This is a genomic window from Actinoplanes sp. NPDC051861, assembly GCF_040681145.1.
In the GTDB taxonomy this organism is placed as follows: Bacteria; Actinomycetota; Actinomycetes; order Mycobacteriales; family Micromonosporaceae; genus Actinoplanes.
In genome coordinates this window covers 107,348-130,311 of record NZ_JBFAYE010000010.1, presented here as the reverse complement: position 1 = coordinate 130,311, position 22,964 = coordinate 107,348, and the positions used below count along the sequence as shown (strand labels likewise).

Sequence of the window (22,964 nt, the reverse complement as noted above, 5' to 3'; positions counted from 1 at the left end):
GCGGGTGCGAAAATCCTTGATCATCACGGCGGCTCTCCTGGTGGTGGCCGTGGGCACGGCCGACCGGGTGGCGGCGTCGGCGGCCGCTGACCGGCTCGCCGACCGGTTGCGGTGCGCGGGCGGGTTGCCCTCGTCGCCGGACGTGTCCATCGGCGGCGTGCCGTTCCTGACCCAGCTCGCGCGCGGGCGCCTCCACCGCGTCACGGTCAGCGCGCCGCAGGTCCCGGTAGGCAGGCTGACCGCGGCGGTCCGGGCGACCGCGAGCGACGTGCGACTTCCGGCGAGCGGGGCGGCCTCCGCCGCGTCGGTCCAGATCAACATCACTCTGGGGTACGGGCAACTGCCGGTCGATGTGTCGCCCGGCGCCGACGGCCGGCTCGTGATCCCGACCGTGGCGCCGGTGCTCGGCCGGGAGGTGCCGGTGGTGGTGCACGCCGAGCCGTCGCTGTCCGGCCCGGCCGTGGTGATCAAGCCGGTGGAGGTGGAGCTGTCGGCGGTCGGGCTGCGGTTCTCCGCCGAACGGCTGGGCGATCGGGTCCCGTCCCGGACGCTCGCGCTGCCGTCGCTTCCGTCCGGTCTGCACTACGACGGGGTCAGCGTAGCGGCGGAGGGCCTGCGCCTGACCGTCTCCGGCAGCGACGTGACAGTCCCCGGTTCCGCTCGCGGCGGGGACCGGGGCTGCGGAGACGCCTCATGAGTGGAACTGTTCACCCGGTGAGCTCAGGACAGCAGCGCGAGCGCGTCCACCGGGCGTTCGCCGCGATCGGGCGCCGGTCGGTGCGGCACCGCTGGGCGACCGTTGTCACGTGGCTGCTGGTCACGGTCGCGGTGGCGGCGCTCGTCGTGACCTTCGGGAGGCCGGTCGACGACGACACCACACTGCCGGGCAGCAACGCCCAGCACGGCCGGGACCTTCTCGAACAGTACTTTCCCGGCACCGACGGCGCGAGTGGCACGGTGATCCTGCGGTCGGCGGCCGGGCCTCTCGACGACGCGGCCGTGCGCGCCACCGCCGCCCGCATCGACGCGATCGAGCACATCGCGTCGGTGGCGTTGCCGCAGGCCTCGGCGGGGTCGCTGAGCGCGGACGGGCGAACCGGCTATCTGACGGTGCAGTTCGACATCAGCCCGCGCGACGTGGATCAGGCGCTCATCGCCGAGGTGATGAGTGCGGCCGAGCAGACCGCGACCGCCGGCGTCGAGGTGCTGCCGGGCGGAACCCTCGCGCGGTCGGAGGCGGACACGCGCCGCAGCGAGGCCCTCGGTCTCGCCGTGGCCCTCGTGGTGCTGGTCCTCGCGTTCGGCGGCCTGGTCGCGGCCGGCCTCCCGCTGCTGACCGCGCTGCTCACACTGGTCTGCGGACTGGGCGCGATCGGCCTGGCCGGACACCTGACCCCGATGCCCGGCGTCGCCACCACCGTGGCCACGATGATCGGGCTCGGCGTGGGCATCGACTACGCGCTGTTCCTGGTCACCCGCTACCGAACCCTGATCGCCACCGGCTCCACCCGTCCGACCGGCTCCCTACGAAGCGAGGCCATCGTCGCCACGGTCGCCTCCTCGGGCAGCGCCGTCGCGTTCGCCGGCGGCACCGTGATCATCGCGCTGGCAGGCCTGTTTGTCTCCGGTGTCCCGATCTTGGGCACCCTTGCCTGGACCGCCGCCCTCGTGGTCCTGGTCGCCGTGGCGGCCGCCGTCACGCTGCTGCCGGCTCTCCTGGCCCTGCTCGGCCCCCGAGTCGACGCCCTGCGGATCGGCCGGAGTCGCACACCCTCACCCGCCGCTTCCGCGAGCACCTCCCAGGGGGACGTCTCCCTGGCGAGCGTCTCCCAGGGGGACGCCGCCCAGACGGACGTCTCCCAGACGAGCGCCGCCCAGCCGGACGCCGCCCAGACGGACGTCTTCCAGACGAGCGCCGCCCAGACGAGCGCCGCCCAGCCCGACGCCGCCCAGACGGACGTCTCCGAGGAGCGCTTCTCCCAGGACAAACGCTCTCAGGGCAACGGCGGCGGAATCGGAGATGATGGGTGCATCGGCGCGGGCGACAGTGGCGAGTGGGACGCCGGAGAGGTGGGTGGTGACAGGGCGAGTTGGTCGGTGTGGGGAAGGCTTGCTGATCGGGTCACGCGGCGGCCGCTCCGCTACGCCGTGGCAGCCACCGCATTGCTTCTGCTCATGGCGGCGCCGGTGGTCACGATGGAACTCGGCCAGTCCGACGCCGGGGACTGGCCGGCAGGCACCGAGGCGCGGGCCGGTTATGACGTGCTCGCCGAAGAGTTCGGGCCGGGGGTCAACGGGCCACTGACAGTGGTCGCCGAGTTGTCGCCGGCGGCACTTCCGCCGCGCCCGGCCCCAGCGGGTGAGTCCGCCGGCACCTCCGCGCCGCCGGACGAGCGCGTGACCGCCCTCGTGGCCGCCATCGAGGCGGTGCCCGGTGTGGAGCGGATGCGGCCGCCGCGCTTGTCCGAGGACGGCGGGGCTGTCTCGATGCGGGTGATCCCGGAGACCGGGCCCGGTGACGAGCGGACCGCGAGCACGATCGCCCGGCTGCGGGAGGTGCGAGCCGGCGGGACGGCGGTGGCGGTGACCGGTCCGGTGCCGATGAAGGCGGAGCTCGCCGAGCGGGTCGGCGCGCGGATGCCGTACGTGATCGGGCTTGTGGTTCTGCTGGCCGGTCTGCTGGTGCTGGCCGCCTTCCGTGCCCCCGTCGTGGCCGCCAAGGCCGCTCTGATGAATCTGTTCTCGGTGGCGGCTGCCTACGGGGTGCTGACGGCGGTGTTTCAGTGGGGCTGGGGTGCGGGGCTGATCGGGCTGGACGGGCCGGTGCCGATCGAGTCCTACGTGCCGATGATGCTGTTCGCGTTGTTGTTCGGGTTGTCGATGGATTATGAGGTGTTTCTGCTGACAGCGGTGCGGGAGTCGTGGGAGGTGAGCGGGGACAACCGGCGGTCGGTGCGGGAGGGGCTGGCCGGGACCGGGGTGGTGATCACGTCGGCGGCATTGATCATGGTGTGTGTCTTTGCCAGCTTCGTGCTCAGCGCGAGTCCCGTGGTCAAGATGATGGGTCTCGGGCTGGCCGTGGCGGTGGCGATCGACGCGACGGTCATTCGCGGTGTGCTGGTGCCGGCGACGATGGCGCTGCTCGGCCGGGCGAACTGGTGGGTGCCAGGTCGAGGGCGTACACCCGCAGGGGATGGCCGTGCGTAGGGTCGACGGTCGAACGGTCCAGGTGCATCCCGAGTTTGAGCATCACGCGGGCCGAGGCGTCGTTGCCGACCTGGTGGATGCTGACCAGGCGGTCCAGGGCGAGGTGGTCGCGGGCATGGGTGACCACGGCGCGGGCCGCCTCGGTGGCCAGGCCGCGGCCCCACTGGTGGCGGGCCAGGCGCCAGCCGATCTCCACGGCGGGTAACACCTCGGGGAGGAACTCGGGCACGGCCAGTCCGGTGAAGCCGGCCAGCTCACCGGTGTCGCGAAGGACCAGGGCGTAAAGGCCGAAGCCGTGCCGTTCCCAATGGTCCTGCCAGACGCGCAGGCGGGCGGCTGTGGCGTCGCGGTCGAGCGGGGTGCCCGGGCCGATCCAGCGCATCACCTCGGGGTCGGCGGTGATGGCGGCGAACGCGTCCAGGTCGTCGTCGCGCCACTGGCGGAGGATCGTGCGCGGCGTCTCCAGGGTGGTCATCGAGATATCAAAGCATTCAGGTTCTTACCGGACAGGAGGTCGGGGGGAAGGGACTCGAGGCGGGCGGCGATCGTGGTCAGGCCGCCGTCGCCGAGGGGGTGGCCGGCGCGCAGGGTGATCAGTTCGCGGAGGACGGTGAGGTGCTCGGTGAGGGTGGCCGGGCCGGGTTCGGTGAGGGCCGACGCGACACCGGCGACGACGTGGCCCAGCTGGGTGGTGGCGGCCTCCGAGAACGCGGTGAGGTCGCCACCGGTGGCGCGGATCGTCTCCAGGGCGCGGAGGAGGCCGAGGTGGGCGTCGTACCAGAGGCCGAACAGTGCCAGGTCCCAGATCGCGGCGGCCTCGGGTGACTCGCCGGCGAAGCGGGCCGTTCCCAGGAGCTGCAACAGCGGCAGGCCGCGGTCGTAGGCGGGGCGGGAACCGGAGTAGACGAAGGTGGCCGCCGGGGTGCCGATGACCGCCGGGGAGGCCTGGATGCCGGCCGTGAGGAAGTGGCGGGGGAGGTTGCCGGGGATGCCCGTGCACATCACGACCACGGTCTGGCCGGGATCGGTGGGTACGCCGGTGAGGATCTCGGCTGCTGCGGCGTGGTCCGTCACGGTCAGCAGGGCGAGGGTGCTCGACGAGACGGCCTCGGTGGCCGTGGCGGCGTGGTGCGCGCCGGCGGCGACCAGTGGTGCGGCTCGCGAGGGCGTCCGGTTCCAGACGACGGTGTCCACGCCGGCGGCGAGGAACCGGCGCGCGACGGCGGTGCCGATCGCTCCCGTGCCGAGAACGGCCACACGTTGCTGTGAAGTCATCCGCCCATCGTCGAACCTCAACGGGGCTTGAGGTCAACCCGTCACGGTGGTCGCGTTGACGATGCCCTCCGAGTCGGCGGCGCCCTCGACGGTGACCTTCTGGCCGACGGCGAGGCCGGACAGCTCGATCTGCTGGGTCACCTTGACGAGGGTTGCGTCGTTCGTGCGTACGGTAATGGTCTCGCCCTCCGCCGTCTGCAGATAGAGGGTCTTCCCGTCGACCAGCCGGACCTCGCCCACCGTGCCGGCCGGTGCCGCCGAGGCACCGGGCCGGCCGCCCGGAAAGCCGGTCGGCATGCCCGCGCCGGCCGGCATGCCCGCGCCGGACGGAGCGGCGGATGTGGTGGTTTTCCCCCAGCGTTCCTGTGCCTGCATCCCGCCCAGGAAGCCGCCGATCAGCAGCGCCACGCCGAGCAGTGCGAGTGTCGTCCGGTTCCACCAGCGCCGGGGCGCGGCCGCGGCGATCGCGTCGGTCAGGTCCGACGGCGGCGGCTGCTGCGGTGGCGGATCGGTGCGTTCCAGTATCTCGGTGTCGTGGTCGGGTGCAGCTGACACGGGATTCCTCACTCGTAGCGCAGGGCGTCGATGGGGCGCAGGCGGGCGGCACGGGCGGCGGGCAGTCCACCGAAGAAGAGGCCGATGATCACGGATACGCCGAGGGCGAGCACGACCGAGCTGGGGACGATGACCGGCTGAACGCCGACGATCGAGAAGCGGCTGCCGATCATGGCCGCGGCGACGCCCAGGCCGCCGCCGATGACGCTGAGCAGGGTGGCCTCGATCAGGAACTGGGTCAGGATCACCCGGCGGGGCGCGCCGAGGGCCTTGCGGATGCCGATCTCGCGGGTCCGCTCGGTGACCGTCACCAGCATGATGTTGGTGATGCCGATGCCACCGACGAGCAGGCTGATCGCGGCGACCGCGCCGAGCAGGGTGGTGAACGTGTCGGCGGTCTCGGTCTGGGTCTCCAGGAGCTGGGAGGCGTTCTGGATCCGGTACGAGTCGGACTCCATCCTGGTGTTGAGGATCGTGCTGACCTGCGACTGGACGGTGTCCACCTGGTCCGGGGCGCGCGCCTCGACCAGGATCGAGCTGAGCGAGCCGTACCCGGCGAGGACCTGCCGCACGGCACCGATCGGCGCGACCGCCATGTCGTTCGAGTCCTGGAATCCCGTCGAGCTCTTCTCCTCCAGGACGCCGACGATCGTGAACAGCGCGCCGCCCACGGTCACCTGACGCCCGACCGGGTCCACGCCGGAGAACATCTCCTCGGCGACGGTCTGCCCGATCACCACGACCCGCCGGGCCTGCGCCTCGTCGTCCGCCGAGAAGACCGCGCCGTCGGCGACCGGTGTGTTCGAGGCGGCAAACCAGGCGGGAGTGGTGCCGACGAACGAGTTGACCGCGTGCTCGGCACCCTCGTACACGAGCGTCGCCGAGCTGCTCACGACCGGGCTCACCGACTTCACGCCCGGCGCGAGGACCGGGTCGTCGAGGGCCTCGGCGACCTTCATGGTCAGCCCGCCGCTGCCCCGGCTGGTGCTCATCACGGTCAGCGTGTTGGTGCCGAGCGCCTCGATCCGGCTGCTGACCGCCTGCGCGGAGCCGTTGCCGACGGCGACCAGCAGGATCACCGCGGCGACACCGATCAGGATGCCGAGCATGGTGAGCGCCGAGCGCAGCTTGTTGGCGCTGATGCCGCGCAGGGCGAACCGTACGATCTCGGTGAAGTTCACTCGTGTGCTCCCGCCATCGCGTGCCGTCCCACCGGCTGCTGGTGCGAGTCGCCGACCACCCGGCCGTCGAACAGCTTGATCAGCCGGTCGGCGCGGGCACCGACGTCCTCCTCGTGGGTGATCAGCACGATGGTGCGGCCGGCCGCGTTGAGGTCGTCGAACACGCTCAGCACCTCCTCCGTGGCGTGGCTGTCGAGGTTGCCGGTGGGCTCGTCGGCGAGCAGCAGCGCCGGCTCGGTGACCAGGGCGCGGGCGACCGCGACGCGCTGCTGCTGCCCGCCGGAGAGCTGGTTGGGCTCGTGGTCGGCCCGGTCGGCGAGGCCGACCAGGTCCAGGGAGAACATGGCGCGGCGGCGGCGTTCGGCGGCGCGCATCCCGGAGTACGCGAGAGGCAGCTCGACGTTGGCCACCGCGCTCGTCCGCGGGATCAGGTTGAACGCCTGGAAGACGAACCCGATGAGCCGGTTGCGGACGAGCGCCAGCTGGGAGTCGGTGAGCCGGCTGACGTCCACCCCGTCCAGCAGGTAGGTCCCGCTGCTCGGCACGTCCAGACAGCCCAGGATGTTCATGAGCGTGGACTTGCCGGACCCGGACGAGCCCATGATCGCCACGTACTCGCCGCGCTCGACCCGCAGCGACACGTCGTCGAGGGCGCGGATCGTGGTGTCGCCGTCGCCGTACACCTTGGTCAGTGACCGGACGTCGAGGACCCCCATGCTCAGCGCCCGCCCGGTGGTGCCCCGCCGCCACCCACACCGGGGAATCCGCCGCGGTTGCCGGTGGTGGTGCCCGTGGTCGCCGCGGTGGTCGGCAGGACGACCCGCTCGCCGGCGGCGAGACCCGAGGTGATCTGGTACGCGTCATCGCCCTCCAGCCCCACCTGAACCTGCCGCACCTCCTGCTGGTTGGTGCTGCTCAGCACCGTGACGCTGTGCCGGTTCCCGGTAGTGGTGACCGCCGCCGAGCAGACCTTCACGGCGTTCTCGACGGTGCCGGTGATCACCGAGACGCTGACGGTCTGGCCCGGTTTCGCACCGTCGGGCGGGTTCGGCAGACTGACCGTGACGCCGTAGGTGACGACGTCCTCGGCGGTGGTCGCGGTCGGGTCGACGGCCACCACCTGACCGGTGGTCTCGGCGCCGTCGAGCGCGTTCCAGTTGACCGTCGCACTCTGGCCCTCGCGCAGCGCGGTCGCGTCGGCCTCGGAGAACGCGGCACTGATCTGCAGCTTCTTGAGATCAGAAATATCAATAAATCCGGATTTGTCGGAGGCGGCCGCCGACGAGCCGCCCAGCGACCCGTTCACCGCCACCACCGTGCCGGCCATCGGCGCGGTCAGACGCGTCCCGGCCACCGCCGCCTCGGCGTCGTCGACAGCCAGCTCGGCCTGCGTGACCTCGTTGTTCGCCGCGTCAGTCCCGGTACCCGCGTCCGAAGCCCGGTCCAGCGCGTCCGACGCCGCCTCCAGGTTCGCCTCGGCCAGATCCAGCTGCCGGTTGGCGCCCTTCGGGTCGATCCGGGCCAGCACCGCCCCCGCCGCCACCTCGTCCCCGACCTTCACCTTGATGCTGGTGACGGTCCCGGACGTGCCGAACGTGGCGGTCGCGGTGGACGCGCTCTGCACGGTCCCGTCGGCGGTCACGGTCTTCGTGACGGTTCCCTGCGAGGCCGCGACCGTACGCACGGACGCGCTCGCCCGATCCTCCGAGGCACTCCCCCGCAGCAGGGTGTACCCCCAGAACCCGGCACCGACGATCAACAGGGCCAGCAGAGCGTTCACCGCCGTGCTGGGACGACGCAGCGCTATCACTCCGCCATTCTGTCCGGTCCGACCGGTTCGTGGTGGCTTGTATTGAACAATCACCAGGAACGTACTACCTGTTCGCCCACGGCCAGTCCGTCTGTTATCTCGGTGTATTGGTCCCCGCGGAGCCCGACGGCCACCGCGCGCTCGACCGACCGGTTCGCGTCGTGCACGAGGACCGTCCCGGCGTCACCGGAGATCTCGTGCACGGCGGTGGTCGGTACGCGCACCCCGGCGGTGACCTGCCCGGTGCGCACCCTGACCTGAGCGCTCTGTCCCACGAGCAGGTCGTCGGGCGAGTCGGAGAAGGCGAGCAGGACGCCGTACCGGACCAGGGTGCCGTCCGAGGTGCCGGCCGGGTCGACCTGGACCACCGAGGCGTCGAGCAGCTCGTCGGAGTCGGCCAGCGTGACGGTGGCCGGCTGCCCCTCGGCGAGCGAGCCCGCGTCCGCCTCCGGGAAGTCCGCCCGGACCTGCATGCTGTACGTGTCAGCCAGGCTGATCACGGTCGCGCCCGAGCGCACCTGGTCACCGACGCTGCCGGCGACCTCGACCACGGTCCCGGCGATCGGTGCCTTGACGACAGTGCCGGCGAGGGCGTCCTCGGCGTCGTCGACCGCCTTCGCGGCGTTGTTGACCGCCTGCTCGGCGTTGAGCACGGGGTCGGCACCGGTGTCCGGGAAACCGCGGGTGGCGCAGGGGGTGGTCCCGCTCGGGCGGGCGCAGGCCGTCGCCTGTTTCGTGGTCTCGGCGGCGTCGTCGGTGGCGTCGGTGAGGCGGCCCTGCGCGTCGGCCAGCTTGGCGCGCGCGTCGGCCAGGTCGTCGGTGGCGGCGGCGTTGTCCAGGGCGGCCAGGGTGTCGCCGGCCCGGACGCGGTTGCCGGCCCGGACCGCGATGGAGGCCACGGTGCCGTCGACCGCGAAAGCGAGGCTGCGGGTGGTGGCCGGTTCCACGGTCCCGACGGTGGCCACGTCGACGGTGACCTCGCCGCTGTCGGCCTTCGCCACGACGATTGCGCCGGTCCGGACGGCCTCGTCGCGGGTGACCGCCAGGACGATCCCGCCGACGACCGCGGCGGCGGCGACGATTCCGGCGCCGATCATCCGCGCGCGGCGTTTGGCCCGGCTTTGCCCCGTTAGCTTGCTCATAGTGCCTGATTGTTCCGGTAACGGGCACGTTCTGCGCCGAAATCCGGGGGCTACGCTGGCCCGATGCTTCTCACGTACGGCAGCGCCCAGGGCCGCTGGGTCCTGGCCGCCGCGGTCGGCGGATCGGCCATCGCCTCGATCGACGCCACGGCGGTGAACATCGCGCTGCCCGCCATCGGCCACGAGTTCGGCGCGGGCATGGAGGACCTCCAGTGGGTGGTCACCTCCTACACGCTGACGCTCGCCGGGCTGCTGCTGGTGGCCGGGGCGCTGGGCGACCGCTACGGGCGGCGCCGGGTGTTCAGCATCGGCATCGTCTGGTTCGCGGTGGCCTCGCTGCTGTGCGCCGTCGCGTGGAACACCGAGTCGCTGATCGCGGCGCGTGCCCTGCAGGGTGTCGGCGCCGCCCTGCTGACACCGGGCAGCCTGGCCATCCTGGAGGCGGTGTTCGTGCCCGCCGACCGGGGCCGGGCGATCGGCTCCTGGTCCGGGCTGACCGGCGTGGCCAGCGCGATCGGCCCGTTCCTCGGCGGGTGGCTGATCCAGGCGGCGTCCTGGCGGCTGATCTTCGCGATCAACCTGCCGATCGCCGCGGCCGTGGTCTGGGCCGCGCACCGGCACATCCCGGAGTCACGCGACCCGGAGGCGACCGGGCGGGTGGACGTCACCGGCGGGGTGCTGGTCACGCTCGGGCTGGTCGGTGTCACGTACGGATTGATCCAAAGTGTCGGCTGGCTCGCGCTGATCGTCGGGCTGGTGCTGATGACCGCGTTCGTGCTGTGGGAACGCCACACGCCGTCGCCGGTGCTGCCGCTGCACCTGTTCCGGTCCACGCAGTTCACCGCCACGAACCTGGTGACCTTCGTGGTCTACGGCGCGCTCGGCGGTGCCCTGTTCCTGCTGCCGCTGCAGTTGCAGGAGGTCTCCGGGTACACACCGGTGCAGGCCGGCCTCTCGCTGCTGCCGATCACGATCATCATGCTGCTGCTGTCCGCGCGGTCCGGCGCGCTCGCCGCCCGGATCGGGCCGCGCCCGCAGATGACCGCCGGGCCGATCCTGGTCGGGATCGGGCTGGGGCTGTTCACCCGGATCGGCTCGGGCGGCGACTACCTGACCGAGGTGCTGCCCGCGGTGCTGGTGCTCGGGCTCGGGCTGTCCGTGACGGTGGCCCCGCTGACCGCGACCGTGCTGGCGGCGGTGCCGTCGCGGCACGCGGGCGTGGCGTCGGCGGTCAACAACGACGTGGCCCGCGCGGCGGCGCTGATCGCGGTCGCGGTGCTGCCCGCGGCGGCGGGCCTGACCAGCGCGGCCTATCTGGACGCGGCACTGTTCACCGACGGCTTCCACACGGCGGCCATGATCTGCGCGGTGTTGTGTGTGCTGGCCGGTCTGCTGGCCGCGGTCACCATTCGCAACTGTGCCAGTCAGCCGGCCTACCCGCCGCACTGCCGTCTGGACGCTCCGGTCCCGCCGGTCACGACCGCGTCAGCCTCCACCTCCGAGGACTGAGTCAAGGCGGCGTCGCAGCAGCGCACGCTCGGGTTCGGTGCCGGCCAGCCGCAGCGCGTCACGGTAGGCATCCGCCGCTTCGCGTCGCCTGCCGAGACGCTCCAGGAGAAAGGCACGAGCAGTGGGGTACGGGTGATGCGCGCGCAACCTCGGCTCGTCCGCCAGATCGTCGAGCAGGTCCAGGCCCGCCTGCGGCCCGTCCCGCATCGCCACCGCGGCCGCCCTGTTCAGCGCCACGATCGGCGACGGCGTGAGCCGCAGCAGGATGTCGTAGAGAGCGACGATCTGCGGCCAGTCGGTGCTCGCGAAGCCGGCCGCCTCGTCGTGCAGCGCCGCGATCGCCGCCTGCACGCCGTAGGGGCCGGGCGGGCCGCCGCTGAGCGCGGTCACCACGAGCTCCTGCCCCTCGGCGATCATCCGCCGGTCCCATCGCGCCCGGTCCTGGTCCTCCAGCAGATCCGCCTCGGCACGGGCGTCCCGTCGCGCGTGCACGAGCAGCATCAGCGCCAGCAGGCCGGGGATTTCGCGTTCACCGGGCAGGAGGCGGTAGAGGATGCGGGTCAACCGGATGGCCTCCTCGGCAAGATCCGAGCGCTGTCCCGCGTACCCCTCAGTGAAGATCGAGTAAACCGCTTGAAGGACCACCGGCAGGCGTTCCGGCAGCTCGTCCGCCCCCGGCACCCGGAAGGGGATCCGCGCCTCGCGGATCTTCTTCTTCGCCCGCGTGATCCGCTTCGCCATGGTCTCCGCCGGCACCAGCAGGGCGCGCGCCACCTCCGGCGTGGTCAGGCCGCCCAGGCAGCGCAGGATGAGCACGATCCGGTCCTCAGCGGCGAGCGCCGGATGCGCGCACGTGAAGAAGAGCTGCAGCCGCTCGTCCGGCAGATCCGCGCCGGGCTCGGCCGGCGGCACGGGACCGGCACGGTCCGCCTCCACCCGCAGCATCGCCAGCCGGGTGGCCAGCACCTGGTCGCGCCGCAGCCGGTCGACGGCCCGGCGCCGGGCGGTGGTCATCAGCCACGCGCCCGGCCGGGGCGGCACCCCCTCGGAAGGCCAGTGCCGCAGCGCCGCCTCGATCGCCTCCGACGTGACCTCCTCGGCCAGGTCGAGATCGCCGTAGCGGCGGACGAGGGCCGCCAGCAACCGGCCGTGCTCCTCGCGGAAAACGGCCTCCACACTCGCCGCGGCCCTCTCCTCCATCTCAGAAATCCGCGACCGGGCGCACGGTGATCGACCCGTCCCGTGAACCCGGGCAGCGGGCCGCCCAGTCGAGGGCGACGTCCAGGTCGGGCACGTCGATCACGTAGAACCCGCCGAGCACCTCCCGCGTCTCGGCAAACGGCCCGTCGGTCACGGTGCGCTTCCCACCGGCGTCCACCCGCACGGTCGTTGCGGTCACCAGGTCGGCGAGGGACTCCCCGGAGACGAAGATCCCGGCCTCCTTGACCTCCTTGTCGTACGCCATCCAGTCGGCCGGCTCACACCCAACAGCCTGGCCGGAGTCAGCGGCGTCAGCGTTGATCAGCAGCAGGTACTTCATGCTCACTCCTCAGGTAGGTATGCCATCACTACGAACGACACCGCCGCGGATGGACACCTCACGGAGAAATTCTCTCCACCGCCACGTCACCACGGATACCTAGCCTCGGGCACATGATTCGCCGACTTCTATGTCTCGCCCTCGCGGCGTCCGCGTTCCTGGTCACCGGCGCCACCGCCGCGCACGCGTCCGGTGTGCGGCCGCTGGCGCGAGCCCACGCGCACAACGACTACGAGCACGAGCGGCCGCTGTTCGACGCGCTGTCGCACGGTTTCACCAGTGTCGAGGCCGACATCTACCTGGTCGGCGGTGAGCTGCTGGTGGGGCACGACCCGGAGGACCTGGTGCCGGGCCGCACGCTGCAGAAGCTCTACCTCGACCCGCTGGCGAAGCGGTCCGGCCACCACCTGCAGCTGCTGGTGGACATCAAGAACACCGGCGCGGCGACGTACACCGAGCTGGACCGGGTGTTGCGCTCCTACCGCAAGGTGCTCACGTCGTACCGGGACGGCCGGGTGCACCGCGGCGCCGTCACGGTCGTGGTGAGCGGTGACCGGCCGCGTTCGCTGATGGAGTCGCAGCGGGTGCGGTACGCGTTCTACGACGGCCGCAGCGCCGACCTGAACTCCGGTGTGCCGGCGTCGTTCATCCCGCTGATCAGCGACAACTGGAACAACCTGTTCACCTGGCAGGGTGTGGGGCCGTTCCCGGCGGCTGAGCGAGCCAGGCTGCACGATTTCGTGGCCGCCGCGCACGCGGCCCGGCAGCGGGTGCGTTTCTGGGCGACGCCGGACGTCCCGGGGGCGGCCCGTGAGGCGGTGTGGCGTGAGCTGGTCGCGGCCGACGTCGACCACATCAACACCGACGACCTGGCGGGGCTGGAGTCGTTCCTGCGCACCTGCCGGGTCCCCGCCCACGCCGCCTGATCGTGCCGGGCCGGCTGGCAATGGCGCAGCTTTCCCGGGCGCAAAAAAGGTGCGCCACCGCCAGCCGGCGATCACGCGGTGCTGAGGTCCGCCCGCAGAGCCGCCGCCGAAGCGCGCGCGTCGTACCCCGGCGGCACCCCGTCCACGATCACGATGTCGCCGTCGATGTGGCGGGTTCGCAGGGGCAGGATCTCGGTGTAGGCGGGCGACGCGTACCACTCCCGGATCGCCTCCAGGGACGGGAACGCGATCACCACGACGGCGCCCGGCCAGGACCCCTCGACGACCTCGACCTCGGCCATGTGCACCAGGAAGCGGCCGCCGAAGGGATCCATCGTGTCCTGGATCCGGTCGATGTACTCGATGATCTCGTCGTTCATGCCGGTGGGACGCAGGTCTGCGATGGCGTAAGCGGTCATGCCACCGATCCTGGCCGGGCGCGGCGCGACCCGCGATTACCCCGGAGGTAAGAGGATCACGTGCAGGTTGCGCGGCCCGTGCACGCCCTCCACCCGGTTCAGCTCGATGTCGCTGGTCGCCGACGGGCCGCTGATCCAGGTCAGCGGCCGGGCCGGGTCGAGCCGGGCGATCGCGTCCGGCACCGTGGCCACCACCTGGTCGGCGCGCAGCACGCAGATGTGCACGTCGGGGAGCAGCGTGATGATGCGGCGGCCCTGGTCGGGTGAGGCGTCCAGCACGATGGTCCCGGTCTCCGCGACGGCCACGGCCGCCGCGGTCAGCACGGCGTCGGCGCCGGCTATGCGATCCGGCGCGAGGTTCTCGTCGGGGAAGGCGCCGGCTGGGCGCCACGGTTCCGGCAGACCAGGGGGTACGAGTACCGCACCGCCCTCTCCGACGATCGCGCTCACGGTCGCCGCCACCTCGTCCTCGCCGACCCGGTGCACCCGCGCCTTGTAGTCCACGAGCCGGTCGATCAGCACCTCGAGATCAGCAACGAGGCCACCCGGCCGGTAGTCGCGCGGCACCTCGGCCACGACCGGCGCGTCCCGCAGCGCCGCCCGCACCCGTCCCAGAATCACGTCACGTGAGCTCATCGTCCGGCCCACCAGTCCCGGAAGGTCTGCTTCGGGAACTCCGGCAGATCGCGCCCCGCGGTCCAGCCGTTCAACGGCGGCGGCAGTCCCCGGCCGCGGCGGCCGGCTATCCGGGCGAGCTTGGCGGCCCGCTGGGCACTCGCATAGAGCCGGGGCCGCGACATCGTGTAGGCCGCCGCCGCCATCGCCGCCTTCTCGGCCGCCGCGTGCGGCGCCTGGTCGCGCAGGTGCACCAGCAGCGACGGAATGTCGATCTTCACCGGGCAGGCGTCGAAGCAGGCCCCGCAGAGCGACGACGCGAACGGCAGCGACGCGTTGTCCGCGACCCCGGTCAGCTGGGGTGAGAGCACCGCGCCGATCGGTCCCGGGTACACCGAGCCGTACGCGTGCCCGCCGGTCCGCTCGTAGACCGGGCACACGTTGAGGCAGGCGGAGCACCGGATGCAGTGCAGCGCCTGCCGCCCGATCTCGTCGGCGAGGACCGCGCTGCGCCCGTTGTCGAGCAGCACCAGGTGGAAGTTCTGCGGCCCGTCGCCGGGGGTGACGCCGGTCCACATGGTCGTGTACGGGTTCATCCGCTCACCGGTCGACGCGCGCGGCAGCAGTTGCAGGAACACCTCGAGGTCCCGCCACGTGGGCAGCACCTTCTCGATGCCCATCACGGTGATCAGGGTGTCCGGCAGGGTCAGGCACATCCGGCCGTTGCCCTCCGACTCCACCACCGCGAGGGTGCCGGTCTCCGCGATCCCGAAGTTCGCCCCGCTCACCGCCACCCTCGTCGACAGGAACGTCTCCCGCAGGTAGCGCCGGGCCGCCGCGGCCAGCACCGGAGGGTCGTCGGTCAGCGACGGGTCCACGCCCGGCATCGCGCGCAGGAAGATCTCCCGGATCTCCGAGCGGTTCCGGTGGATCGCCGGTACCAGGATGTGACTGGGCTTGTCGTCGCCCAGCTGCACGATCAGCTCGGCCAGGTCGGTCTCGACCGGCGTGATGCCGGCCGCCTCCAGCGCCTCGTTGAGGCCGATCTCCTGGGTGGCCATCGACTTGACCTTGATGACCCGCTCCGAGCCGGTCTCGCGGACGAGCCGGGTGACGATCTCGTTGGCCTCGTTGGCGTCGGCCGCCCAGTGCACCACGCCACCGGCGGCGGTGACCCGCGACTCCAGCTCCTCGAGGAGCTCAGGGAGCCGGGCCATCACGTCCGCCTTGATCGCCGAGCCCGCGTCCCGCAGTTCCTGCCAGTCCGGCAGTTCGGCGATCACCCGGCCGGACTTGCCGCGGATCGTCGTCGTCGCGTGCCGCAGGTTGCGCCGCAGCTGAGAGTTGCCGAGCGCGTCGTGCGCGGCGGCCGGGAACGTCTGGTCGCCGCGGAGGTGGCCGACACCGCGCGGCGCGGTCGCCGGCATCCCGAGGAAGGTGCTCATGACGACTCCGTGGAGGCGAGGATCTCGGCCAGGTGGACGGTCTTCACACCGGTGCGGAGCCGGGACAGGCCGCCGCCGATGTGCATGAGGCAGGAGGCGTCGCCGGCCGAGCAGACGTCGGCGCCGGTCGAGACGATGTTCGTCATCTTGTCGGCCAGCATCGCCGTGGACGTCTCGGCGTTCTTCAGCGAGAAGGTGCCGCCGAAGCCGCAGCACTGCTCGGCCGCGGGCAGTTCCACCAGGTCGATGCCGCGGACCTGGCGCAGCAGCCGCATCGGCTTGTCACCGACCCGGGTCATGCGCAACGAGTGGCAGGTCGGGTGGTACGTGACGCGGTGCGGGTAGTACGCACCCACGTCCTCGACCTTGAGCACGTCGATCAGCAGTTCGGACAGCTCGTGGGTGCGTGCTCCGACCGACGCGGCCCGGTCGGCGAGCCCGGCGGTGCCGTACCTCGTGGCGACCATCTCGTGCTGGTGCCGTATCGACCCGACGCACGAGCCGGACGGCGCGACGATCACGTCATAGGCGTCGAAGGTGTTCACATAACGCTTGACCAGCGGAAGTGCCGCCTTCTGATAGCCGGTGTTGATGTGCATCTGCCCGCAGCAGGTCTGCTCGGCCGGGAACACCACCTCGTGGCCGAGCCGCTCCAGCAGCAGGACGGTGGCCTTGGCCGCCTGCGGGAACAATGTGTCCGCGAGACATGTCGCGAACAGCGCTATCCGCACCGATCACCTCCAAGCCCGTGCGGACGCGGCCGACCACGCGGCCTCGTCGCCGCGGGGTTCGTAGCGCACGATCCGTTGAGTCTGGCGTACCAGCGCCCGCAACGCATCAAGCCCGCCCTCGACCACGCCGGCCGCGCGCGCCTGGACGAGCAGATTGCCGAGCGCGGTCGCCTCGACCGGCCCGGCGAGCACCGGCAGACCGCAGGCGTCGGCGGTCAGTTGACAGAGCAGTTCGTTGAGCGCGCCGCCGCCGACCAGGTGCACGACACTCGCCGCCCGGCCGGAGAGCTCCTGCGCCTGGACCACGGCACGCCGGTGCGCGAGGGCCAGGCTGTCGACGATGCAGCGGACCAGCACTGCCGGGCTCGCGTCGGCGGAGAGCCCGGCCGCCTTCCGGAGACGACCTGTCATGTCGCCGGGCGGGAGGAACAGCGGGTCGTCCAGGTCGACGACGTGTGCCAGGGCCGGTTCGGCGGCGGCCGTGGCGAGGAGTTGCGCGAGGTCCGGCGTACCCCACTCGCGAAGGCACTCCTGCAGCGGCCAGAGACCCATGACGTTGCGCAGGTAGCGGATCGTCCCGTCGACGCCACCCTCGTTGGTGAAGTTCGCCTGCCGCGACTCGCGGCCGAGCACCGGGTGGTCGAGCTCCATGCCTACCAGGGACCAGGTGCCACAGGAGATGTACGCGAAATCGCTACCGCTCGCCGGCACCCCCACGACGGCCGACGCCGTGTCGTGCGAGCCGACCGCCACGACCGGTGTCCCCTCGTAGTGCCCGATCACCTCGCCCGGGTGCCGGATCGGCGGCAGCAGGTCCGCCCGCAGCCCCAGCTCGGCGACGAGCGAGGCGGACCAGTCGCGGGTCGCGACGTCGAGCAGTCCCGTGGTCGACGCGTTCGTGTACTCCGCCCCGATCTCCCCGGTCAGCCAGTACGCGAGCAGGTCAGGGATGAGCAGCACGTGCCGGGCGAGCTGATACTGGGGTGTGCCGGCCGCCGCGAGAAGCTGGTAGACCGTGTTGAACGGCAGGGTCTGCAGGCCGTTCACCGGATACAGGTCGCCGGTGCGGGCCGCGATCCCGTCGGTCCGCGAGTCCCGGTAGTGCACCGGGTTGCCGAGCAGCGCGCCGGTCTCGTCGATCAGCCCGTAGTCGACCGCCCAGGAGTCGATCCCGATGCTGGTGACCGGCCCGGCCGCGCGCAGCCCGTCGACCATGCCCCGGTGCAGCGACAGGATGTCCCAGTGCAGGGTGCCGCCGGTGCGCACCGGCTCGTTCGGGAACCGGTGCACCACGTCGAGAGTCAGCTCGCCCCCGCCGAGCCGGCCGACCACGACGCGCCCGCTGGACGCGCCGAGGTCGACAGCGGCGAAAGCCTCGCTCATCGCAGGAACGCGGCGGCTACGCCCGCGTCGACCGGGATGTGCAGGCCGGTGGTGTGCGACAGGTCGCCGGCGGTGAGCACGAAGACCGCGTTGGCCACGTGCTCCGGCAGCACCTCGCGCTTGAGCAGGGTGCGCTGGGCGTAGTACTCGCCGAGCTTCTCCTCCGGCACGCCGTAGACGGCGGCGCGCTTCGCGCCCCAGCCGCCGGCGAAGATTCCGGAGCCGCGGACCACGCCGTCGGGGTTGATGCCGTTGACGCGTACGCCGTACGCGCCGAGCTCGGCGGCGAGCAGCCGGACCTGGTGTGCCTGGTCGGCCTTGGCCGCGCCGTACGCGACGTTGTTCGGGCCCGCGAACAGCGAGTTCTTGCTGGAGATGTAGACGATGTCGCCACCCAGGCCCTGCGCGATCAGGATGCCGGCGGCGGCCTTGGCGACCAGGAACGAGCCCTTGGCCATCACGTCGTGCTGGATGTCCCAGTCCTGCTCGGTGGTTTCCAGGAGCGGCTTGGAGATGGACAGGCCGGCGTTGTTGACGACCAGGTCGACGCCGCCGAAGGCGAGCACGGCCTCGTCCAGGGCGGACTCGATCGCGGCCGCGTCGGTGACGTCGGCGGTGACCGCGACGGCCGCGTCGGTGCCGCCGATCTCGCGGGCCACGGACTCGGCGGTCGCCGGGTCGCGGTCGGCGACCACGACACAGGCGCCCTCGGCGGCCAGGCGCAGGGCGATGGCGCGTCCGATGCCGGAGCCGCCGCCGGTCACGAACGCGACGCGGGTGGCCAGGGGCTTCGGCTTGGGCATGCGCTGCAGCTTGGCCTCTTCCAGTGCCCAGTACTCGATGCGGAACTTCTCCGACTCGTCTATCGGGGCGTACCGGGAGACCGACTCGGCGCCGTGCATCACGTTGATCGCGTTGACGTAGAACTCGCCGGCGACCCGGGCGGTCTGCTTGTTGGCGCCGAACGAGAACATGCCGACGCCGGGGACCAGCACGATCGCCGGGTCGGCGCCGCGGATCGCCGGGCTGTCCGGGGTGGCGTGGCGGTCGTAGTAGGCGCGGTAGTCCTCGCGGTAGGCGGCGTGCAGCTCCTTGAGCCGCTCGACGACCTCCTCCAGCGGTGCGTCCGGCGCGGTGTCGACGACCAGGGGCTTCACCTTGGTGCGCAGGAAGTGGTCCGGGCAGGACGTGCCGAGGGCGGCCAGCTCGGGCATCCGCTCGCGGCCGGCGAAGTCGAGCACCACGTCACTGTCGTTGTAGTGGCCGACCTGCGGGCGATCGGTGGAGGCGAGACCGCGGATCACGGGGAAGAGGGCGGCAGCGCGCTTACGCCGTACATCTTCGGTAAGAGCCGGATGGACCAGCTCGCCGAAGGGCGCGCTGCGGCCGTGCTCCGCCAGATAGGCCGCGGCAGTTGAGATGATCTCGTTGGAGTTGGCCTCGCACTCGTCGCTGGTCGCACCCCACGCGGTGATGCCGTGCCCGCCCAGGATGACGCCGACGGCCTGCGGATTCGCCCGCTGCGCGGCGGCGATGTCGAGACCCAGCTGGAAGCCGGGACGGCGCCAGTCCACCCAGAGCACCCGGTCGCCGAAGATCTCCTTGGTCAGCGCCGGCCCGTCCGCGGCGGTCGCGATCGCGATGCCGGCGTCCGGGTGCAGATGATCCACGTGGGGGACGTCCACCAGCCCGTGCATGGCCGTGTCGATGCTCGGCGCGGCACCACCGCGACCGTGCAGGCAGTAGTCGAACGCGGCGACCATCTCGTCCTCGCGCTCGAGACCCGGGTAGACGCTCGGCATCGACCGCAGCCGGTCCAGGCGCAGCACGGCGAGACCGGCCTCGGTGAGCGTGCCGAGGTCGCCGCCGGAGCCCTTGACCCAGACCAGGTCGACCGGCCCTCCGGTGACCGGATCGGTGCCGGTGCCCTTGGCGGACGTGTTCCCGCCGGCGTAGTTGGTCGTGCGCGGATCCGCACCGAGACGGTTCGAGCGGGCGATCAGCTCGGAGACTACGGGGTTGGTCATGACAGTCCTGTCCAGCGAGCGTGAAACGTTTCAGAGTTACGGACAGATTACGCACGCGCTCCTGGTGTGGTCAAGGGCACTTGCCGGTGGCGCGATCCGCGTACGTTTGTACACATGACCGTCAGCGAGAAGAGCATGCGCGAGCGGATGCTTGCCGGCGAGCTGTACATAGCCGACGACCCCGAGATCGCGCGGGACATCGCCCGCGCCCAGCGGCTCACTCATCAGATCAACACGATCGATCCGACCGACTACGACCGGCGCCGGGAGTTGCTCTCCGAGTTGCTCGGTGGCTACGGGGAGGGCGCCGAGATCCGGCCGCCGCTGCAGGTCGACTACGGGTATCAGACGACGTTCGGTGCCCGGTCGTTCGCCAACTTCGGGCTGGTGATCCTGGACGTGGCCACGGTGACGATCGGCGAGGACGTGCAGATCGGGCCGAACGTGCAGATCCTCACGGCCACGCATCCCCTGGAGCCGGGACCGCGCCGGGACAAGTGGGAGGCCGCGCAGCCGATCGTGATCGGCGACAACGTCTGGCTCGGCGGCGGCGTCATCGTCTGCCCGGGCGTCACGATCGGGGAGAACACGGTGGTCGGCGCCGGCGCGGTGGTGGTCCGCGACCTGCCGGCGAACGTGGTGGCGGTGGGCTCCCCGGCCCGCGTCATCCGCGAACTGTGAACACCGTCCCCGCCCAGGCAGCCCCGCCGGGCAGTGCTCCTCCGGGCAGTGCCCCTCCGGGCAGTGCGGGCCCGGAGCGGCGGGCCAGGCGGCACGACCCCGAACGCAAGGACCGGATCGTCGACGCGACGATCCGGGTGATCGCCGAGCACGGCGTCGCGGGGACCACGCACCGGCTGATCGCGGCCGAGGCCGACGTACCCCTCGGCTCCCTGACCTATCACTTCACCGGTCTCGACGACCTGCGCACGCATGCCTTCCGCCGGTACGCGGAGCGCATGTCCGCCGTCTACGCCGCCCACTTCGACGGCGTGCACACCCGTGACCAGCTCATCGAGGCCGTGATCGCGCTGATCCAGGGTGACGCCGGCGCCGACTCCGACGACTGGGCGATCGCCTACGAGCTGTACCTGGCGGCGCTGCGCAACCCCGTGCTCCGCGAGGTCACCGAGACCTGGATGCGCACGAGCCGGGGGGTGCTGGAGCGGTTCGTCGACCCGGCCGCCGCGCGCGGCGTCGACGCGCTGATCGAGGGTCTCGTGATCCACAAGGTGCTCGCGACCACGCCCGTACCCGAGGACGAGATCCGCTCGATTGTAAATTCTGTGTTACGCGCGCAACGTTTCAAGGGCTCCTGAGCGTCCGAACTACGAGGGCTTTCTGCGGCCCTGCGGCACGGGTACGGGGTGCGGTGGCGGCGTGGGGCCGCCACCGCCCCGTGTCAGCCACCGATGCCGATCTCGTTGCCGTCCGGATCCGCGTACGTGATCTTCCGGACCCCGTTGTCGTACGTCTCCCGCTTCACCGGCTCGATCCCCCGCGCGCTGATCCCCGCCACCCACTCGTCGAGGTCGGTGACGAAGAGCGTGACCAGCCCGTGCCCGGCGTGCTCCGGCCGCACCTCGAAGTAGAGGTACCGGTGCTCGCCGACCTCCCACACCGCCTCCACGTCGTTCGGGAAGAACGCCGGCTCCTTGCCGAGCAGCCGCTCGTAGAAGTCGAGGGCGACCCCGCGATCACTGACCGAGATCCCCGCGAACAGGTCGGCGCTCACAGCGGCGCACACAGCATGACGGGGTTGCCCTGCGGGTCGGTCACGTACGCCATCCGCTCCCCCCAGGGCTGGTCGGCCGGCTCGGCGAGCACCGTTACCCCGTGAGCGCGCAGTTCACCGACCGCCTTGTCGACGTCGTCGGTGTACACGCACAGTTCGAACTGCCGGCTCTCCCGCAGCCGCATCGGCTGCCCGTGTGCGCCGATCTGCCCGTCGACCACCAGCGCGAGGGAGATCCCCTGCTCCAGCGCGACGAACGCGGGTGGGCCCTCGTCGGGGAAACGGAAGGTCACGCCGAACCCGAGCAGGTCACGGTAGAACGCGAGAGCGGCCTCCATGTCCTCGACGTACACGATCGTCGACACGTCCCGGAATGCGACCACTCTTGACCTCCGCCGTCTTGTAGGTAACCAACGGAACCGTACTTACCACCGGTGTGGCCAGCCCGAAACCGGTCAGATCCGCGATCACCTGCTCGATCCGCTTGTACGCGGTGGGCGCCTCCTCGAACAGCAGCTGCCGGTCACCGCAGACGACCAGGGAGCCGACCGGCGTACGCCGCAGTTCCTCGACCGTGTGCTTGGCCCTGCCGCGGCGCAGCGCGTCAGCGCGCGACATCTTGCGCCCGGCACCGTGCGCCACCGACCAGCCCGCCTCCGGGCTCGAGTGGGTGGCCACCAGGAACGACCGCGTGCCGCGCGTCCCGGCGATCAGCACGTCCCGCCCGTCACCCGGGGCCGCGCCCTTGCGGTGCAGGTAGAGCCCGTCGCGGATCTCCACCGAGTTGTGGCAGACGTCGGTGACCGGCTCGCCGAGGCCCGCGCCGATCGCCGCAGCGACCCGCTCGGCCATCAGCCGCCGGTTCAGATGACCCCAGCGCACCGCGTCGTCGTGCGCGGCCAGGTACGCCCCGGAGTCGGCGGCCGGCCCGGCTCCGTACACCTCGGTGTGCGAGCGCAGGATCCGCTCCCCGAACCCGCGCGAGCCGCTGTGCACAATCAGGACCAGGTCTCCCTGGGAAAGATCCTGATCGGCGCCGAACACCTCGTCGACGCGGGCCAGCTCGACGAAGTGGTTGCCGCGCCCGACGGTGCCGAGGCTGTCGGTGTACCCGCCCGGGACGTCGAGACCGGCCGGGTCGACCGGCACGTCGAGATCCGGGAAGCGGGCGGCGATCCGCTGCGGGTCGGCGCGCTTGAGGCGCAGCGGGAAGACCGCGATGCCGCAGCCGATGTCCGAGCCGACGAGCAGCGGATAGAGAACCGACGAGGTCATGGCGGCGCCGATCGGGGCGCCCTTGCCGGGGTGCAGGTCGGGCATGCCGGCCACATTGATCATGCCGTCGAGGGCGGCGACCTGGTGGCACTGGTCCACGGCGGTGGACTCGATCCAGCTGCCGGGCTGCGCGAAGACGGTGACGTTTGCGGACACGAACGTTGATTTCAGAAGAAACGCCGAGGTCCG

At 71.6% G+C, this 22,964-nt stretch carries 24 protein-coding genes; 6 read left to right on the top strand and 18 right to left on the bottom strand.

Annotation, left to right across the window (positions count from 1 at the left end):
• Window positions 1–4: 4 nt before the first annotated feature.
• Together AB0M02_RS25565 and AB0M02_RS25560 are read left to right on the top strand one after the other, a co-directional pair.
• The gene (locus tag AB0M02_RS25565) at window positions 5–697 is read left to right on the top strand and encodes a DUF2993 domain-containing protein (RefSeq protein WP_364230805.1); all 693 of its coding nucleotides are present in this window, start codon (window positions 5–7) and stop codon (window positions 695–697) included.
• Window positions 694–3,207: an MMPL family transporter gene (locus AB0M02_RS25560; RefSeq protein WP_364230803.1), complete on the top strand. Its 2,514-nt coding sequence runs from the start codon at window positions 694–696 to the stop codon at window positions 3,205–3,207. Before AB0M02_RS25565 ends, AB0M02_RS25560 begins: the two co-directional genes overlap by 4 nt.
• Here AB0M02_RS25560 and AB0M02_RS25555 read toward each other — a convergent pair.
• From AB0M02_RS25555 to AB0M02_RS25525, 7 genes are read right to left on the bottom strand one after another with little or no spacing between them, the layout of a single operon-like run.
• A complete protein-coding gene (locus tag AB0M02_RS25555) occupies window positions 3,104–3,682 on the bottom strand; it encodes a GNAT family N-acetyltransferase (protein WP_364230801.1) in 579 nt (192 codons plus the stop codon). The genes AB0M02_RS25560 and AB0M02_RS25555 overlap by 104 nt on opposite strands.
• Entirely contained in the window at window positions 3,679–4,482 is an 804-nt protein-coding gene (locus AB0M02_RS25550) for an NAD(P)-binding domain-containing protein (protein WP_364230799.1), read from the bottom strand. Before AB0M02_RS25550 ends, AB0M02_RS25555 begins: the two co-directional genes overlap by 4 nt.
• A gap of 33 nt (window positions 4,483–4,515) precedes the next feature.
• Complete coding sequence (locus tag AB0M02_RS25545; protein WP_364230797.1) at window positions 4,516–5,037, bottom strand: hypothetical protein; 522 nt, start codon at window positions 5,035–5,037, stop codon at window positions 4,516–4,518.
• A gap of 8 nt (window positions 5,038–5,045) precedes the next feature.
• Entirely contained in the window at window positions 5,046–6,218 is a 1,173-nt protein-coding gene (locus AB0M02_RS25540; protein WP_364230795.1) for an ABC transporter permease, read from the bottom strand.
• A complete protein-coding gene (locus tag AB0M02_RS25535; RefSeq protein WP_364230793.1) occupies window positions 6,215–6,934 on the bottom strand; it encodes an ABC transporter ATP-binding protein in 720 nt (239 codons plus the stop codon). The genes AB0M02_RS25540 and AB0M02_RS25535 overlap by 4 nt, the downstream gene beginning before the upstream one ends.
• Window positions 6,935–6,936: 2 nt before the next feature.
• On the bottom strand, window positions 6,937–8,028 hold the full coding sequence (locus tag AB0M02_RS25530) for an efflux RND transporter periplasmic adaptor subunit (protein WP_364230791.1): 1,092 nt from the start codon (window positions 8,026–8,028) through the stop codon (window positions 6,937–6,939).
• Window positions 8,029–8,078: 50 nt separating this feature from the next.
• Entirely contained in the window at window positions 8,079–9,170 is a 1,092-nt protein-coding gene (locus AB0M02_RS25525; protein WP_364230788.1) for an efflux RND transporter periplasmic adaptor subunit, read from the bottom strand.
• A gap of 63 nt (window positions 9,171–9,233) precedes the next feature.
• Here AB0M02_RS25525 and AB0M02_RS25520 point away from each other — a divergent pair, with 63 nt between their 5' ends.
• A complete protein-coding gene (locus AB0M02_RS25520) occupies window positions 9,234–10,679 on the top strand; it encodes an MFS transporter (RefSeq protein ID WP_364230786.1) in 1,446 nt (481 codons plus the stop codon).
• Here AB0M02_RS25520 and AB0M02_RS25515 read toward each other — a convergent pair.
• Both AB0M02_RS25515 and AB0M02_RS25510 read right to left on the bottom strand, forming a co-directional pair.
• Window positions 10,656–11,879 carry a sigma-70 family RNA polymerase sigma factor gene (locus AB0M02_RS25515; RefSeq protein ID WP_364230784.1) on the bottom strand — a complete coding sequence of 408 codons (1,224 nt, stop codon included), beginning with the start codon at window positions 11,877–11,879 and terminating at the stop codon, window positions 10,656–10,658. The two genes, AB0M02_RS25520 and AB0M02_RS25515, sit on opposite strands and share 24 nt — an antisense overlap.
• Before the next feature lies 1 nt (window position 11,880).
• Window positions 11,881–12,219 carry a YciI family protein gene (locus AB0M02_RS25510; RefSeq protein WP_364230781.1) on the bottom strand — a complete coding sequence of 113 codons (339 nt, stop codon included), beginning with the start codon at window positions 12,217–12,219 and terminating at the stop codon, window positions 11,881–11,883.
• 113 nt (window positions 12,220–12,332) lie between these two features.
• On the opposite strand from AB0M02_RS25510, the gene AB0M02_RS25505 reads away from it, so the two are divergent.
• On the top strand, window positions 12,333–13,145 hold the full coding sequence (locus tag AB0M02_RS25505) for a phosphatidylinositol-specific phospholipase C/glycerophosphodiester phosphodiesterase family protein (RefSeq protein WP_364230778.1): 813 nt from the start codon (window positions 12,333–12,335) through the stop codon (window positions 13,143–13,145).
• A gap of 71 nt (window positions 13,146–13,216) precedes the next feature.
• Here AB0M02_RS25505 and AB0M02_RS25500 read toward each other — a convergent pair whose 3' ends face one another.
• From AB0M02_RS25500 to AB0M02_RS25475, 6 genes are read right to left on the bottom strand one after another with little or no spacing between them, the layout of a single operon-like run.
• A complete protein-coding gene (locus AB0M02_RS25500) occupies window positions 13,217–13,564 on the bottom strand; it encodes a DUF1330 domain-containing protein (RefSeq protein ID WP_364230776.1) in 348 nt (115 codons plus the stop codon).
• Between the two features lie 36 nt (window positions 13,565–13,600).
• On the bottom strand, window positions 13,601–14,200 hold the full coding sequence (locus tag AB0M02_RS25495) for an LUD domain-containing protein (protein ID WP_364230774.1): 600 nt from the start codon (window positions 14,198–14,200) through the stop codon (window positions 13,601–13,603).
• Window positions 14,197–15,624, bottom strand: a complete 1,428-nt coding sequence (locus AB0M02_RS25490; protein WP_364230772.1) for a LutB/LldF family L-lactate oxidation iron-sulfur protein — start codon at window positions 15,622–15,624, stop codon at window positions 14,197–14,199. Before AB0M02_RS25490 ends, AB0M02_RS25495 begins: the two co-directional genes overlap by 4 nt.
• Window positions 15,621–16,355, bottom strand: a complete 735-nt coding sequence (locus tag AB0M02_RS25485; RefSeq protein ID WP_364230770.1) for a (Fe-S)-binding protein — start codon at window positions 16,353–16,355, stop codon at window positions 15,621–15,623. The genes AB0M02_RS25490 and AB0M02_RS25485 overlap by 4 nt, the downstream gene beginning before the upstream one ends.
• Window positions 16,356–16,358: 3 nt before the next feature.
• Window positions 16,359–17,738 carry a rhamnulokinase family protein gene (locus AB0M02_RS25480; RefSeq protein WP_364230767.1) on the bottom strand — a complete coding sequence of 460 codons (1,380 nt, stop codon included), beginning with the start codon at window positions 17,736–17,738 and terminating at the stop codon, window positions 16,359–16,361.
• Complete coding sequence (locus AB0M02_RS25475) at window positions 17,735–19,765, bottom strand: bifunctional aldolase/short-chain dehydrogenase (protein WP_364230766.1); 2,031 nt, start codon at window positions 19,763–19,765, stop codon at window positions 17,735–17,737. Before AB0M02_RS25475 ends, AB0M02_RS25480 begins: the two co-directional genes overlap by 4 nt.
• A gap of 114 nt (window positions 19,766–19,879) precedes the next feature.
• Here AB0M02_RS25475 and AB0M02_RS25470 point away from each other — a divergent pair, with 114 nt between their 5' ends.
• Together AB0M02_RS25470 and AB0M02_RS25465 are read left to right on the top strand one after the other, a co-directional pair.
• Complete coding sequence (locus AB0M02_RS25470) at window positions 19,880–20,446, top strand: sugar O-acetyltransferase (RefSeq protein WP_364230763.1); 567 nt, start codon at window positions 19,880–19,882, stop codon at window positions 20,444–20,446.
• On the top strand, window positions 20,443–21,084 hold the full coding sequence (locus AB0M02_RS25465; protein ID WP_364230762.1) for a TetR family transcriptional regulator: 642 nt from the start codon (window positions 20,443–20,445) through the stop codon (window positions 21,082–21,084). The genes AB0M02_RS25470 and AB0M02_RS25465 overlap by 4 nt, the downstream gene beginning before the upstream one ends.
• 83 nt (window positions 21,085–21,167) lie before the next feature.
• Here AB0M02_RS25465 and AB0M02_RS25460 read toward each other — a convergent pair whose 3' ends face one another.
• Genes AB0M02_RS25460 through AB0M02_RS25450 form a run of 3 tightly spaced genes read right to left on the bottom strand, consistent with a single transcriptional unit; the run spans window position 21,168 to window position 22,931 of the window.
• Complete coding sequence (locus tag AB0M02_RS25460; RefSeq protein WP_364230761.1) at window positions 21,168–21,500, bottom strand: VOC family protein; 333 nt, start codon at window positions 21,498–21,500, stop codon at window positions 21,168–21,170.
• Window positions 21,497–21,865, bottom strand: a complete 369-nt coding sequence (locus AB0M02_RS25455) for a VOC family protein (RefSeq protein WP_364230759.1) — start codon at window positions 21,863–21,865, stop codon at window positions 21,497–21,499. Before AB0M02_RS25455 ends, AB0M02_RS25460 begins: the two co-directional genes overlap by 4 nt.
• Entirely contained in the window at window positions 21,810–22,931 is a 1,122-nt protein-coding gene (locus AB0M02_RS25450) for an RNA ligase RtcB family protein (RefSeq protein WP_364230757.1), read from the bottom strand. Before AB0M02_RS25450 ends, AB0M02_RS25455 begins: the two co-directional genes overlap by 56 nt.
• Window positions 22,932–22,964: the final 33 nt, after the last annotated feature.

What these genes read in the sequence shown, in the direction of transcription:
- AB0M02_RS25560 (WP_364230803.1), top strand. Translation starts at nt 694, where the DNA reads ATGAGTGGAACTGTTCACCCGGTGAGCTCAGGACAGCAGCGCGAGCGC.
- AB0M02_RS25535 (WP_364230793.1), bottom strand. Translation starts at nt 6,934, where the DNA reads ATGGGGGTCCTCGACGTCCGGTCACTGACCAAGGTGTACGGCGACGGC.
- AB0M02_RS25470 (WP_364230763.1), top strand. Translation starts at nt 19,880, where the DNA reads ATGACCGTCAGCGAGAAGAGCATGCGCGAGCGGATGCTTGCCGGCGAG.
- AB0M02_RS25505 (WP_364230778.1), top strand. Translation starts at nt 12,333, where the DNA reads ATGATTCGCCGACTTCTATGTCTCGCCCTCGCGGCGTCCGCGTTCCTG.
- AB0M02_RS25480 (WP_364230767.1), bottom strand. Translation starts at nt 17,738, where the DNA reads ATGAGCGAGGCTTTCGCCGCTGTCGACCTCGGCGCGTCCAGCGGGCGC.
- AB0M02_RS25490 (WP_364230772.1), bottom strand. Translation starts at nt 15,624, where the DNA reads ATGAGCACCTTCCTCGGGATGCCGGCGACCGCGCCGCGCGGTGTCGGC.
- AB0M02_RS25555 (WP_364230801.1), bottom strand. Translation starts at nt 3,682, where the DNA reads ATGACCACCCTGGAGACGCCGCGCACGATCCTCCGCCAGTGGCGCGAC.
- AB0M02_RS25475 (WP_364230766.1), bottom strand. Translation starts at nt 19,765, where the DNA reads ATGACCAACCCCGTAGTCTCCGAGCTGATCGCCCGCTCGAACCGTCTC.
- AB0M02_RS25550 (WP_364230799.1), bottom strand. Translation starts at nt 4,482, where the DNA reads ATGACTTCACAGCAACGTGTGGCCGTTCTCGGCACGGGAGCGATCGGC.
- AB0M02_RS25495 (WP_364230774.1), bottom strand. Translation starts at nt 14,200, where the DNA reads ATGAGCTCACGTGACGTGATTCTGGGACGGGTGCGGGCGGCGCTGCGG.
- AB0M02_RS25515 (WP_364230784.1), bottom strand. Translation starts at nt 11,879, where the DNA reads ATGGAGGAGAGGGCCGCGGCGAGTGTGGAGGCCGTTTTCCGCGAGGAG.
- AB0M02_RS25525 (WP_364230788.1), bottom strand. Translation starts at nt 9,170, where the DNA reads ATGAGCAAGCTAACGGGGCAAAGCCGGGCCAAACGCCGCGCGCGGATG.
- AB0M02_RS25510 (WP_364230781.1), bottom strand. Translation starts at nt 12,219, where the DNA reads ATGAAGTACCTGCTGCTGATCAACGCTGACGCCGCTGACTCCGGCCAG.
- AB0M02_RS25520 (WP_364230786.1), top strand. Translation starts at nt 9,234, where the DNA reads ATGCTTCTCACGTACGGCAGCGCCCAGGGCCGCTGGGTCCTGGCCGCC.
- AB0M02_RS25500 (WP_364230776.1), bottom strand. Translation starts at nt 13,564, where the DNA reads ATGACCGCTTACGCCATCGCAGACCTGCGTCCCACCGGCATGAACGAC.